Below are 14,141 nucleotides of genomic sequence, written 5' to 3'. Positions count from 1 at the left end.
AACTCTCCGAGCCCCTCCCCCACAACCACCGCACGACGCTCCAGCACCGCACGCGACGTCGCCAGCGAGAACCCCACGTCCCCCGGCCGAACCCCGACGCCCTCGGCGTCCTCGGCGTCCTCGGCGTCCAGGAAGGACAGCAGGCGGCCCGCCTGCTCCCGCAACGCCGCATCGCTCTTCGCCGACAGCACCCACGGGACCGGGCCCGCGACGGGCGCTCCGCAGGCGGGCTCTTCGCTCGTCACGGCCTGCTCGACGATGACGTGCGCGTTGGTGCCGCTGATCCCGAAGGAGGACACCGCTGCCCGGCGCGGCAGGTCCCCTGCGGACCATCGAACCGCCTCGGTCAGCAGTCGTACGCCGCTCGCCGACCAGTCCACGTGCGGCGTCGGCTCGTCCACATGCAGCGTCTGCGGCAGCACACCGTGCCGCATCGCCATCACCATCTTGATCACAGCGGCCACGCCCGCCGCGGCCTGCGTGTGGCCGATGTTCGACTTCAACGAGCCCAGCCACAACGGCCGGTCGCCGTCCCGTCCCTGGCCGTAGGCGGCGATGAGGGCCTCCGCCTCGATCGGGTCGCCGAGCCGCGTGCCCGTACCGTGCGCCTCCACCGCGTCGACGTCCGCGGGGGCGAGTCCGGCAGCCGCCAGGGCCTGGCCGATGACGCGCTGCTGGGAGGGGCCACTGGGTGCCGTGAGTCCGTTCGACGCGCCGTCCTGGTTGACCGCGCTGCCCCGTACGACGGCCAGCACCCGGTGGCCGTTGCGACGGGCGTCGGACAGTCGCTCCACCAGGAGCATGCCCGCGCCCTCGGCCCAGCCCGTACCGTCCGCAGCGGCCGCGAACGCCTTGCACCGGCCGTCGGCCGACAGCCCCCGCTGACGGCTGAACTCCACGAACATGCCGGGCGTGGACATCACGGTGACGCCGCCGGCCAGGGCCATCGTGCACTCGCCGTTCCGCAGTGACTGAACGGCCAGGTGCAGCGCCACCAGCGAGGACGAGCAGGCCGTGTCCACGGTGATCGCCGGGCCTTCGAGGCCGAACGAGTAGGCCACGCGACCCGAGGCGACGCTGGTCGTCGTGCCGGTGAGCAGGTAGCCCTCGATGCCGCCGACCGGCTCGTGCAGCCGGGGGCCGTAGTCCTGTGCCGTCGCACCGATGAATACGCCCGTCCGGCTCCCGCGCAGTGTGGCCGGGTCGAGGCCGGCCCGTTCGAAGGCCTCCCACGCGGTCTCCAGAACCAGCCGCTGCTGTGGGTCGATCGCGGCTGCCTCGCGGGGGCTGATGCCGAAGAATCCGGCGTCGAACCCGGCCGCGTCGTGCAGGAAGCCGCCGTGCCGCGTCGAGGACTTGCCGAGCGTGCCGGGCTCCGGGTCGTAGAGCGCCTCGACGTCCCAGCCGCGGTCCGCCGGGAAGCCGGAGATGGCGTCGCCGCCTGAGGCGACCAGCCGCCACAGGTCCTCGGGGGAGCTCACCCCGCCGGGCAGGCGGCAGCTCATGGCCACGATGGCGATGGGCTCGTCGGGGTCGGCGAACGTCGCGGACGCGGGAGCCGCCCCCACCTCGCCGCCCAGGGACCGGGCGGCGAGGTGGCGGGCGAGCGCGGCAGGGGTCGGGTGGTCGAACAGCAGCCCGCTGGGCAGACGCAGGCCGGTGGCCTCGCCGAGTTGGTTACGCAGTTCCACCGAGCTGAGCGAGTCGAAGCCCAGGTCCTTGAACGTCCACTCGGCCTCGACCTGGCGGGCTTCGGCGTGGCCCAGGACGGCGGCGATGTGCGCGCGGACCAGGTCGAGTACGGCTTCGTCGCGTTCTGACTCGGGCAATCCGGCCAGCCGCCGGCCCAGGCCTCCCACAGGCGCGCTGTCGGTCTCGGCGATGACGGCGGCGTCCGGCTGCTGCGGAGCCGCAGGAGGCCGGCCGGTGGTGGCGACGGACGACGTGGGGTCGCCGTCCAGCCAGTACCGCTGCCGTTCGAACGCGTAGGTGGGGAGCGCGACCTTGCGGCGTGCGCCTCGCCCGCCGCCGAACAGGGCGTTCCAGTCCGGCTCCATGCCGCGGACGTGCAGCGCGGCGATCGCCGCCAGCAGGGCCTGCGCCTCGGGGCGACGGGCGCGCAGGGCGGGGACGAGCAGGGACTCGCTGTCGGCGCCGGCGCGGGCCATGGAGGTGAGCACGCCGCCGGGACCGAGCTCCAGGTACGTGCGGACGCCCTGCTCGTCGAGGCGGGCGACGCCGTCGGCGAAGCGGACCGCGTCGCGCACGTGGCGGACCCAGTACGCGGCCGTGCAGCCTTCGTACCCCGAGGGCTCCTCGGACAGCCGGCCCGTCACGTTGGAGACGATCGGGATGCGCGGGGCGTGGAAGGTCAGCCCCTCGGCCACGTCGCGGAACTCCGCCAGCATGGGCTCCATGTGCGGGGAGTGGAAGGCGTGGCTGACCCGCAGCCGGCTGGTCCTGCGGCCCAGGGCGGCGAAGGCGTCGGCGATCTCGGCGGCGAGGTCCTCGTCGCCGGAGACGACGACGGAGTCCGGGCCGTTCAGAGCGGCGATGCTCACCCGGTCCGTACGGCCGCCGATGCGGGCGCGGACCTCGTCCTCCGCTGCCTCGACGGCGATCATGGCGCCGCCGGCGGGCAGCGCCTGCATCAGGCGGCCGCGCGCGGCCACGAGGGCGCAGGCGTCCGCGAGCGAGAGGACGCCGGCCACGTGCGCGGCGGCGAGTTCGCCGATGGAGTGGCCCATCAGCACGCCGGGGGTGATGCCCCAGCTCTCCAGCAGCCGGAACAAAGCGACCTCGAACGCGAACAGCGAGGTCTGCGTGTAGAGGGTCCGGTCGAGTTCGGCCGCTTCCGCCGTGCCTTCGAGGGCGAACATGACCTCGCGCAGCGGCCGCGGCAGCAAGGGGTCGAGGTGTGCGCACACCTCGTCCAGGGCGGTGGCGAACACCGGGAAGGCAGCGGCCAGTTCGCGGCCCATGCCGGCTCGCTGGCTGCCCTGGCCCGAGAAGAGGAAGGCGAGCTCGCCGCGTGGGCCGGTGTGGCCCGTGGTCAGTGCGGCGTCGATGCCGCCGGTGGACAGCTCGCGCAGGGCGCGCAGGACGTCGTCGCGGTCCTCGCCCACGACGACGGCCCGGTGTTCGAAAGCGGTGCGGCCGTTGGCCAGCGACCAGCCGACGTCGGACAGGGCGAGACCGGGGTGCGCCTCGGCGTGTGCGAGCAGGGCGGCGGCCTGGGCGCGCACCCCGGCTGCGGTCTTGGCGGACAGCGGCCAAGCAGTCGGCACCGCGCTCGTACCCGCCTCCGCAGCCGCGCCCTCCGCGGTCGCCGCAGTCCCCGCAGTCCCCACGGTCGTCGCGGTCGCCGCAGTCCCCGCGGTCGCCCGGTGTTCCGCCAGCACGATGTGGCAGTTGGTGCCGCCCATGCCGAACGAGCTGACGCCGGCGAGCAGCGGGCGGTCCTCCTGGTCATCCCACGACGTGTGCTCGGTCTGCACCCGCAAGTTCAACCGGTTCAGGGGAATCGCCGGGTTCGGCGTCTCGAAGTTGAGGCTGGCGGGCAGTTCGCGGTGGGTGAGCGACAGGGCGGCCTTCAGCAGGCCGGTGATGCCGGCGGCGCCCTCCAGGTGGCCGACGTTGGTCTTGGCCGAGCCGACCCGCAGCGGGCGGCCGGGCTCGCGTCCCGCGCCGAGCACTGCGCCGAGCGCGGCCGCCTCGACGGGGTCGCCGACCTTGGTTCCGGTGCCGTGCAACTCCACGTAGCCGACGTGGGCGGGGTCGATCCCGGCCCGCTCGTAGGCGAGACGCAGCACCTGTTCCTGCCCCGCCTGCAGCGGCACGGTCAGCCCGTCGCCGCCACCGTCGTTGTTGACCGCGCTGCCGCGGATCACGCAGTAGACGGGGTCGCCGTCCGCAACGGCCCGGGCGAGAGGTTTGAGCACGACGATGCCGCCGCCCTCACCACGGACGTAGCCGTTCGCACGGGCGTCGAAGGTGAAGCAGCGGCCGTCGGGTGACAGGCCGCCGAACTTGGCTGCGCCCAGGGTGCTCTCGGGGACGATGTTGAGGTTCACGCCGCCCGCGAGGGCGATCGTCGATTCGCCCTTGCGCAGGCTCTCGCAGGCAAGGTAGACCGAGACCAGGGAGGAGGACTGGCCGGAGTCCACGGTCAGGCTGGGCCCGTTGAGCCCGAGGAAGTACGAGACGCGGTTGGCGATGATGCTGCGGTGCAGGCCGGTGACGGTGTGCGGGGAGATGGCGGTGAGCCCGGAGCGGTGGTGCAAGGTCGCGTAGTCGTCCCAGATGGCGCCGACGAACACCCCGGTCCGGGTGGAGCGCAGCGTCCCGGCACGCACGTGCGCGTCCTCCAGCGCTTCCCAGGCCAGCTCCAGCACGAGCCGCTGCTGCGGGTCCATGGCGGCGGCCTCTTTGGGGGAGACTCCGAAGAACCCGGCGTCGAAGTAGCCGATGCGGTCGAGGAATCCGCCCCGTCGGATGTCGGTCCTGCCGGGTGCGGACGGGTCGGCGTCACCCACCGCGGCCCCGTCCCAACGGTCCGGGGGGACGTCGGTGATCGCGTCCGCGCCCTCGCTGAGCAGCCGCCAGAAGGCGGCTGGGTCGGCGGCCCCCGGCAGTCGGCACGCCAGGCCGATCACAGCTATGCCGTCGGCCGAATCCGCCGAAGCCGAACCGACTCGGTTCCCCGTTCCGTTGAGCTCGGACTCGACCATATTGCGCTCCCCCACCCACACAGAGAATGAAAAGGCACCGCACCGTGCCGACCACGGAACAGGCGATCGGCTCGACCGCTCGACCGGGCGGCAACAAGTTGCGATGTGGCCCTAGTTTCGGCCTCGCAGCCGCGCTCCGCCGCTGCAGCGGATCAGTCTTAGGGAAATCCCCAATGGTCGACGTGCACGAGCATTGACAGCCGGGGATCTCTAAGGAGAACCCTAGGGACAGTCGTGGGAGAATTGCGGCTTGTGCAGCCTCCCCCGATTCTCCTCCGACGGTGAGACCTCGGGTATTTCATGACGCATCTGCAAGCAGCCCGGAACCACTCAGCGCAGTCCTTTTCTGCGGCACGCCCCACCGGTTTCCCTTTCGAACCGCGCGCCCCCTTCACGCACGCGCGCGAGGAATGCTCGACGACCCCGCCGCGGTACCCCCGAAGGGCACGTCGGCCACCTGGTCAGGCCGGCCTCGCTGTTTCACGGGTGCCAGAAGTTGATCTCGTGCCCGTTATGTCGCGTTGATCCCTGTCTGCGGGCGGTGCCGGTCGGGGTCGCGCGTCGGCTGTCGTGCCGAATGACGCCGGGTTCCACTGGCCCGGGGTGCGCGGTGTCCTCCTCCCGGCGCTCGCGGGGGCGGTCCGTGTCGGTCAGGCGGGCCGGGGCAGGGCGAGGATGCGGGCGAAGGCCCGCACGATCGCCGCTGCCCAGGGCCAGGTGGTCGGGATCTCGAGGCGGCGTTTGCGCTGGCCACGCACCAGCCGGGCGGGGACGTGGGGGATGCGGTAACGCAGGGTCTTGGGGGGGCCTTGGCCATCTCGCCTTCCAGGGCGAGGAGCTGGAGCCAGGCTCGCAGGTCGGCGGCGATCGTGGTGGCGGTCAGCCAGGCGGTGTTGACGGCAAGTTCGCGGGAGGGCAGCAGTCCCATCCCGGAGGCCTTCTGATCGCGGATCTTCGGTTCGACGCGGGCGTGCTTGCGGTGCCGGGCGTCGAGGAAGGCGATCTGGCCCCGGCGACTGTTGGTGGCGAAGGTCTGGTAGCGGGCCTGCTCGGCGGTTTCGTAGGCGGAGGCGTCCTTCAGGTAGCGGGGGTGCAGGGGTTCCTTGCGGGCGATGACCCGGTGGCCCTTCGGCCAGCCGGCCAGGTCGCCGAGCAGGCCGGTGATGTCGGCGACGAAGGCGTCCTCGCGCACCTGACCGTCCGCGCCGGTGGCCGGCCGTCACAGCTTCTGGCGGTCGACGGCCTCGATGGCGGCCTGCTCGCGCTCGGTGAGCGCCCAGCCGATGGAGTACTCCCAGCGGAAGATCGGGCTGGCCCGGCCGCCCGCGCTCGCGATCCACTGCAGCAGGCCGTGGGAGAACCCCGCTCCGTCCACCCGGAACAGGATCTTCTGCCGCTGCCACCACGGAAGTTGGGCGACCGCCCGAGTGAGGACGTCGATGTTCACGGCCGCGTCGTTCGCACTCACATCGCCCTCGTGCAGCACCACCGCGAGCTGTTCACCAGTGGTGTCCAGGGTCGCGACGAACACGTGGTGCCCGAAGGTGCCCTTGCAGGTCCCCCGCGCGCCTTCCTTCTCCGACGGAGCGCTGATCAGCGTGCTGTCGCTGTCGCTGTCGATCACCGTCCATCCCTTGAGCGACACCCCGTCGACCTCCGCCTCGGGAAAACCCTTGGGTCGGCCCCGCAGCAGCGTGTGCACGTGGCGCCGCACTACCGCGCGGGCCCGCTCGATGCGCCGCAGCGCGAGGGCATCCGCCTCGCGCAGCGCCCGCCACACGGTGGGGAACGACGCCACCGGCCCGAACACGGCTCGCTGGTGCTCCAGCAGCCGGACATCCCGGATGATGGAGTCCACACCGTCGTGGGTGATGAGGCAGGCGCCCTCGGCGGGGCCGCCGTCCACGAACTGCACCCGGTCGCGCTGGATGTACTCGGCGAAGATCCGCTCGACTTTCCGGCGAGGGCGGCACGCGGGGTGGCTCCCCAGCGCTGGGGAGCCACCCCGGCCGGTGTCCTCCCGTCCACCGGATCTCAGGCCAGCTGGTTCATGAACTGTCACAGGTTCTGCTCGTTGCCGTCCGGCAGCCGCAAGGCCATTGCCTGGACCAACTTGCGGCGGCCGTCCTGCATCAGTGCCCGCAGACCGCAGTAGCCCCAGGCCCGCTGTTCCTTCCGCCGCACCGACACGAACACATCGGCGACGAATGACACCAAACGTCACCCGGACACGATTCACTTCGTGCGCGTCCCCGCATGCTCTTGGTCAGCACCGACAGGAAGATCTAACGGAGCCCTATTGGCAGGATAGAAGCGGAACTTCAAAACCTGTTCACCCATCCGGGCCGCCTGCGCCGTGGGAACCACGGTGTCTTGGGAATCTGGTTCAAGTCCAGGTCATTCTTCGTGGGTGGGTCTCTGGACGAAGGTGGCGTGGAATCGGCGTGTCTCATCCACGATGCGGCTTGGGCCGGTCAGGGTGACGGTCGCCGTCAGGCGAGGGGCTGTACTCGATGACGCCAGGCGGAGCTCCAGGTCGCCTGGTTCGACGATGCGGTAGCCGTCATGGCCGGTGAAGGAAGCGAGGTCGGCGGGAACGGTGATGTGAAGGCGACGGGTTTCGCCCGGCGCGAGGGGGACTCGGCTGTAGCCGATGAGGCGCTGTACCGGCTGGACGACGGAGGCGACCGGGTCGTGGAGGTAGAGCTGGACGACTTCGGTGCCGGGCCGTTCGCCTGTGTTGCGGATGGTGAAGGCGAGGGTGAACTCGTCTTCTGTCGAGGCCTGCTGTGTCTGAACCGTGAGATCGCTCCAGGCGAATGTCGTATAGCTGAGGCCGTGGCCGAAGCCGAACGCGGGGGTCGGATCGATATTGGAGACATCGCTGGCCTGGGCCAGGCGGGCGCCGAGGTAGGTGGTCGGCTGGGCGCCGGGGCTCCGGGGCACGCTGACGGGCAGACGTCCCGAGGGATTGGTGCGGCCGCTGAGTATGCCGGCGATCGCGCGGGTGCCTTCGGCTCCCGGGAAGAAGGACTGCACAATCGCTGCGGACTCGTCCACTGCACGGCCGAGGGCGTATGGCCGGCCTGCGAGCAGCACGGTGACGACCGGGCGGCCGGAGTCGAGGAGTGCGTCGAGGAGGTGCTGCTGGGCTCCGGGGAGGGTGAGTGACTCCGCGTCGCATCCTTCGCCGCTGGTGCCACGGCCGAACAGGCCGGCGCGGTCGCCGAGGACCGCGATGACGATGTCTGCGTTCCGGGCAGCATTTACTGCCCCGTCGATCCCGGAGAGGTCGCCGTCGTCGATGCCGGTGCCACGGGTGAGGGTGATGTCCGTGTCGGGGAACTCGGCCGTAAGGGTGGCGTGGAGGGTGGGCAGGTCGATGCCGAGGGGGATGTCCGGGTGCTGGACGCCGACGTGCATGGGGAAGGAGTAGCAGCCGAGGACGGCTGTGGCCTCTGCCGCGTTGGGGCCGACCAGGGCGATGCGGCGTGGCGCTGCCAGCGGCAGCACGCCGTCGTTGCTGAGGAGGACCACCGCCTTCTCGGCTATTTCGCGGGCCAGTTCGCGGTTCGAGGCAGGATCCAGGTCGACCTTGCCGCGCAGTGCCTCGGGGTCGTCGAGGTGGGTGCCGCTCAGTGCGGCGGGCACTGGACTCCAGTCGGGGTCGAGCATGCCGAGCTGGGCCTTTTGGTGGAGGACCCGGCTCAGGGCGCCGTCGATGAGCGACTCTGGGATGCGGCCGTCCTTGACAGCCTCGACGAGTGGTTCGCCGAAGGTCTTGACGGTGGGCAGTTCGACGTCGACGCCCGCTGTGAGGGCCGTGCTTGCGGCGCCGGCCCAGTCTGCCGCGACACCGTGCAGGGTTTTGAGGAACGCGATGCCGAAGTAGTCCGCTACGACGGTGCCGTCGAAGCCCCAGGTGTCTCGGAGCAGCTCGGTCAGCAGCCGCCTGTCAGCGGCGGCGGGTACGCCGTCGTTGTCGTTGTAGGCGTGCATGACGGAGCGGGCGCCGCCCTCGCGTACGGCCATTTCGAAGGGGGGCAGCAGGATGTCGGCCCGTTCCCGGGGTCCGATCGCCGAGGGAGCGAGGTTGCGTCCTGCGCGGGAGGCGGAGTAGCCGACGAAATGCTTGAGGGTGGCGACGATTCCTGCCGCCTCCAGGCCTTGCACGTACGCTGTGCCGATGGTGGCCACGAGGTACGGGTCCTCGCCGATCGTCTCCTCCACGCGGCCCCAGCGGGCGTCGCGCACCACGTCGAGGACTGGTGCGAGTCCCTGATGGATGCCGACCGAGCGCATGTCACGGCCGATGGTCGCGGCCATGCGCCGCACGATCTCAGGGTCGAATGTGGCACCCCAGGAAAGCGGGACGGGGTAAGCGGTGGCTCCCCAGGCGGCGAAGCCGGCCAGGCATTCCTCGTGTGCGAGAGCGGGGATGCCGAAGCGGTTTGCCGAGACGATGCGGGCCTGGGTGCGCTGAAGGGAAAGGGCCCCGAGCGCGGGGTCGACGGGCACGGTGCCGAAGGGCCGGGTCAGCTGTCCCAGTCCGGTGGGCATCAGCGCGTCGAGGTCGACAGGGTCCTCCATGTCGTGCTGGTGGGGAGCCACTTCGCCGCCATGGGCGGAGGCGCCGACCCACACGCCATAGAGCTGGGCCGTCTTCTCCTCCAGGGTCATCGCGTCTATCAGGGACGCGACTCTGGCGGCGAGGGGGCGGGCCGCATCGTTCCAGGGCGGGGTTTGGGGGGAGGTCTCTACGGCCACGGGGCGGTCACTTTCCTCCGACGCCCATCAGGCCCTGGACCAGGGCGCGACGGGCGAACAGGTAGATGAGCAGGACGGGCAGCATGGACAGCATCACGGCTCCGAGGAGGCCGGGGATGTCGATGCCGTGTTCGGTCTGGAAGTTGTACAGACCCAGCGTGATCACCTTGGTGGAGTCGGACTGGGTCAGCACGAGCGGGAAGAGGAAGCCGTTCCATGCCTGGAGCGCGGAGAACACGGTGATCGTGGACAGGCCCCCACGGGACAGCGGTACGACCAGCTGGAAGAACATGCGCCGCGGAGTCGCACCGTCCACGGCCATGGCCTCGAACAGTTCGGGCGAGATGTCCCGCATGGCGCCACTGAGGATCAGCGCCGACATCGGCAGGCAGAACGCGGCTGTCGGCAGGATGACGCCGAGCAGGTTGTCGTACAGCCCTGCTTGGCTGATGAGGTAGAACATCGGGACGATGACGGCCTGGGCCGGAATGGCAAGGCCCAGCAGGAACAGGCGGAAGACCAGAGAGGTCACTTTGCTGCGGCTGCGGACGATGGCGTACGAGAGCGGCGGCACCAGTACCAGCACCAGACCCACCACGGCTGCCGTGACGACAATGGTGTTGACGAAGTATCGGCCGAAGCCTGAGTCGAAGGCGTTGAGGTAGTTGTCGAAGGTGAAGGTGTCAGGCACCGACACCGGGCCGTTCTGCGCGTAGTCGCCGCGGGTGCGCAGGGTCGCCGCGAGCATCACGTACAGGGGCAGGCCGACCAGGAACAGCCAGACGACGGAGCCGACGCCGGCCAGGTAGTTGGGACGGCGCCTCATGACACACCCTCCATGGAGCTGCGCATCTTGTCGTAGCCCGATACGCGGACGACGATGAGCGAGATGACGGTCGACGCGACGACCAGGGTGAGGGCGATGGCGGACCCGGTACCGAAATCGAAGCTCTTGAAGGCCTTTTCGTACATGTAGTAGGCGCTGATGGTGGTGTCGGTGCCGGGGCCTCCCTGCGTGAGGATGAGGACCGTCTCGAACGTGGTCAGACCGCCGACCGTCATCAGGATCATCGAGGTGATCATCGCGTTGCGCAGTTGCGGCAGCGTGATGTGGAAGAACTGCCGGTAGCGGCCTGCTCCGTCGATCTCTGCGGCCTGGTAGAGCACCTGTGGGACGGCTCGGGCAGCACCTTGGTAGATCAGGGTGTGGAAGGGAGTGAACTGCCAGGTGCTCACGAACGCCAGCACCCCGATGGCCGTGGTCTGCTCGCCGAACAGGTTGCCGTCCCCGAAGAGCCAGGCGGCATCGGCGGGGATGCCGAAGTTGGGGTCGAGCAGCGCTCGCCACAGGACGGAAACGGCGGTGGCCGACAGCAGCAGCGGGACGAAGTAGATGGCGGACAGCACGGCCCGATTGCGCTGGTAGCCGGCGGCCCAGACCCCCAGGACGATGCTGAGCGGCGTCTGTATGAGGATGCCGAGTGCCGTCAGGAGCAGGGTCACCCAGATGCTCTTGAGCATCACAGGGTCGTCCAGAAGCCGCGACCAGTTGTCCGTGCCGACGAATCGAGGCGATCCGAGCCCGTTCCAGCTCATGAAGGACAGCACCGCAACCATGACCAGGGGAACGATTGCGAAGACAGCGAAGAACAAGGTGGCGGGCAGGGCCCAGGTGAAGCCGGGTCTTCCCACGTTTGCTGCGGACGAGCCGGCCGGCCGCCGCCGGGCCTCCTTACGGGACCTGGCGGCGGGCTGGGTGCTCGTGATCTGTGTCGTCATGAGCCGTTCATTCGTTCGGAAGGGCTTGCATGGCCTTGATGAAGCCGTCCGCGTCCATCTGACCGTTGAAGAACTGCTGCACGGCCTGCTGGATCGGGGTGCCGGCCGACGGCGGGTACGCCTGGTCCCAGGACAGCTGGAACGCGGGGGCCTTTGCGACCAGGTCGTACTGGAAGCGCGAGTAGTCGGGATTGGCCGAGGAGTCCAGGAAGGACGAGGTGTTCGTGGTCGTCGGCAGGTTGCCGATGGCCAGCTGCGCCTTCACGAACTCATCCGAGTACATGAGCTTCAGGAACTCGGCGACGGCTTCGGGGTGCTTGGTCTTCTTCAGCACCGAGTAGAAGTTGTTGGTGTTCCCGACGACGTTCGCAGCGTCGCCCTTGCCGCCGGAAATGGCCGGGAAGGTGGTGTAGCCGAGGTCCTTCTCCGCGAAGTCCTTGGCGTCCGTCTGCTGCTGGGCGTAGTACCACGAGCCCATGAGCTCGAAGCCGGCCTTGCCGGAGGCCAGCAGTGCCGGTGAGGCCCCGTTGGTGTACTTCACCGAGTCGTAGTTCTTCCCGAAGGCGCCTGCGTCCACGAGGTCCCTGAGCATGCCCAGTGCCTTCTTGCTGTCGGCGCTCTCCCACACCGACTTGTCGCCCTTGATGGCCTTCTCGAACAGGCCCGGTCCGGCGACGCGGTCGTAGAGGTACTCGAACCACATGAGGGTCGGCCATCTGTCACCGCCGCCCAGGGCGATGGGCGTGACACCTTCGGCCTTGAGCTTCTTGACCGCGGCGAGCAGTTCGTCCCAGGTCTGGGGCGGCTTGATTCCCGCCTGGTCGAGGACCTTCTTGTTGTGGAACAGCAGGACCGGCTGGGTGCCACGCATCGGCACGCCGTAGGGCTTGCCGTCGACCACTGCGCTGTTGAAGACCGAGGGGAGGAACTTGTTGTCCAGATCCGGGTTCTTCTTGATGAAGTCGTCCAGCGGCAGCAGCAGGTCGGCCTTGACGAACGGCTGGATGCTGCCGCCGCCCCAGTTGAAGAAGATGTCCGGCGCCTGCGGGGTGTTGATGATCGTCTGGAGCTTCTGCTGGTAGTCGGCACCGGGGATGGTGTCCAGGACGGCCTTGACATCGGACGTCTTGTTGAACGTGCTGACTATCTGCTTTTCAACCTTGTTGCTGGCGTCCCCGTAGACCAGAACATGGATCTTGCCGTCGTCCGACGACGCCTGGCCGTTGCCGGTGCCGCAGGCGGACAGGGGCAACGCCAGGGCAAGCGTCGCACCGCAGGCGACCAGTCTGGGCAAGCGTGCGCGTGTCTTCATCGTTCGCCTTTCGAAAGTTTCGGCCTCATTACCGAAAGTCTCTGCGGTGGGGACATTAGGTCAGGCCCGAGACTCGGTCAACAGTCATGCATGCACGCGTCTGAACCGTTACCGGCGACGGTGCCTATACCCTGCACACATGGGCAATTACGAGGAGACGAGCGGCCGGGTGACCCTGGCTGAGGTGGCGAAACTTGCGGGCGTATCACTTCCGACAGTTTCGAAGGTCCTCAACGGCCGTGCCGACGTGTCCCGTGCGACCCGGGCCAAGGTCGAGCGGTTGCTGGAGGTCCACGGCTACCGCCGCCGCCCCCGGATGGCACCGCGGCCCGGGCTTGTTGAACTCGTGTTCCACGAGCTGGACAGCATCTGGGCGATGGAGCTGATCAAGGGGGTGGAGCAGGTCGCGAGGGAGAACCGTGCGACGGTGGTGCTCACCGTGAGCGGCACGCGGCATACGCCTGGGCCGGAATGGCTCGAAGGAGTGCTGCAAAGAAGGCCGCTGGGCGTCGTCCTGGTCTTCTCCACGCTTCCGCAGGACGTCAAACGGCAGCTCAGGTCAGCGGCCATTCCCTTCGTGGTCGTCGACCCCGCAGGCGACCCCGACCCCGATGTGCCATCGGTGGGCTCGGCGAACTGGGCCGGCGGTCTTGCGGCCACCCGGCATCTCACGGCACTGAACCACGAGCGGGTCGCGATCATCACCGGACCCAAGGACATGCTGTGCTCACGCGCCCGCCTCGACGGCTATCGCTCCGCCCTGGCGATGGCGGCCTTGGACGTGGACCCGCGGCTGATACGGTTCGGCGACTTCCATGTGCAGGACGGCTTCGAGCACGCGATGAGCCTGCTGGACGAACCGGACCGGCCGACGGCGATCTTCGCGGGCAGCGATCTCCAGGCGCTCGGCGTGCTCGAGGCCGCCCGGCTCAAAGGACTGCGCGTACCGCAAGACCTGTCGGTGGTCGGCTACGACGACGTGCCGCTCGCGCAGTGGTCAAGCCCGCCGCTGACCACGGTGCACCAGCCACTTCGCCAGATGGCCGAGGAGGCGTCGCGCATGCTGTTCAACCAGGATGAATCCGGTAAGGGTACCCAGCGCATCGAGCTGGCCACGCATCTGGTGGAGCGACAGAGCACCGCCCCGCCCGACAAGTCGTGAGGACCGTTGCCGAGACCGTAGTCAGGTCTCAGCATCCCGGGCATTTCGGTCCGGATGGTCCGTCACATCACCAGAGTGTCAACGGTTCGGCTTGAGGACGGTCTCTCGTTTCCGTCTGCCGCTGTGGCGGCAGGGTTGCGCCACCTGCCCGCCCCGCCTCCGCCTTGCGGCGAGGGCGGGTGGCGCGGGTCTTACGGTCGGCTCCGCGAGGCTTCGACACCGCCGGAGCGGTGTCCTGGTCTCCGGCCACTCCCGTACCAGTTACTACGGCTGCCGCGAGAGGGGCGAGGTTGAGCGCGGCGCCTGCGTCCCGGTCGATGACCAGGTGGCAGGCCTCGCATGCGTAGGTCCGGACATGCAGCGCCAGCTTGGCTTTCACCGCGCCGCATCC

8 protein-coding genes and 1 pseudogene are annotated in these 14,141 nt (G+C 69.4%); 1 reads left to right on the top strand and 8 read right to left on the bottom strand.

Features of this window, described 5'->3' with window-relative positions; all coding sequences use genetic code 11:
- From ACZ60B_RS41425 to ACZ60B_RS41390, 8 genes and pseudogenes are all read right to left on the bottom strand, one after another.
- On the bottom strand, positions 1–4,730 hold a 4,730-nt coding region (locus tag ACZ60B_RS41425), incomplete at its 3' end, for a beta-ketoacyl synthase N-terminal-like domain-containing protein (protein WP_469396884.1).
- A gap of 511 nt (positions 4,731–5,241) precedes the next feature.
- Complete coding sequence (locus ACZ60B_RS41420; RefSeq protein ID WP_469396880.1) at positions 5,242–5,922, bottom strand: hypothetical protein; 681 nt, start codon at positions 5,920–5,922, stop codon at positions 5,242–5,244.
- 27 nt (positions 5,923–5,949) lie between these two features.
- Positions 5,950–6,645, bottom strand: a complete 696-nt coding sequence (locus ACZ60B_RS41415; protein WP_469396878.1) for a transposase family protein — start codon at positions 6,643–6,645, stop codon at positions 5,950–5,952.
- A gap of 146 nt (positions 6,646–6,791) precedes the next feature.
- A pseudogene (locus tag ACZ60B_RS41410) lies at positions 6,792–6,969 on the bottom strand (IS701 family transposase); the annotation flags it as partial.
- 158 nt (positions 6,970–7,127) lie between these two features.
- Entirely contained in the window at positions 7,128–9,497 is a 2,370-nt protein-coding gene (locus ACZ60B_RS41405) for a beta-xylosidase/alpha-l-arabinosidase (protein ID WP_469396876.1), read from the bottom strand.
- 7 nt (positions 9,498–9,504) lie between these two features.
- The gene (locus tag ACZ60B_RS41400; RefSeq protein ID WP_469396874.1) at positions 9,505–10,323 is read right to left on the bottom strand and encodes a carbohydrate ABC transporter permease; all 819 of its coding nucleotides are present in this window, start codon (positions 10,321–10,323) and stop codon (positions 9,505–9,507) included.
- On the bottom strand, positions 10,320–11,276 hold the full coding sequence (locus ACZ60B_RS41395) for a carbohydrate ABC transporter permease (RefSeq protein WP_469396871.1): 957 nt from the start codon (positions 11,274–11,276) through the stop codon (positions 10,320–10,322). The genes ACZ60B_RS41400 and ACZ60B_RS41395 overlap by 4 nt, the downstream gene beginning before the upstream one ends.
- Positions 11,277–11,283: 7 nt before the next feature.
- Positions 11,284–12,588, bottom strand: coding sequence for an ABC transporter substrate-binding protein (locus tag ACZ60B_RS41390; RefSeq protein ID WP_469396868.1), 1,305 nt, complete (start codon positions 12,586–12,588; stop codon positions 11,284–11,286).
- Between the two features lie 100 nt (positions 12,589–12,688).
- On the opposite strand from ACZ60B_RS41390, the gene ACZ60B_RS41385 reads away from it, so the two are divergent.
- Positions 12,689–13,750, top strand: coding sequence for a LacI family DNA-binding transcriptional regulator (locus ACZ60B_RS41385; RefSeq protein WP_469396882.1), 1,062 nt, complete (start codon positions 12,689–12,691; stop codon positions 13,748–13,750).
- The last annotated feature ends 391 nt before the right edge of the window (positions 13,751–14,141 follow it).

Source organism: Streptomyces sp. NPDC104096 (assembly GCF_055584385.1).
Note: the sequence above shows the minus strand (reverse complement) of the source record. Positions and strands in the feature narration are given on the sequence as shown.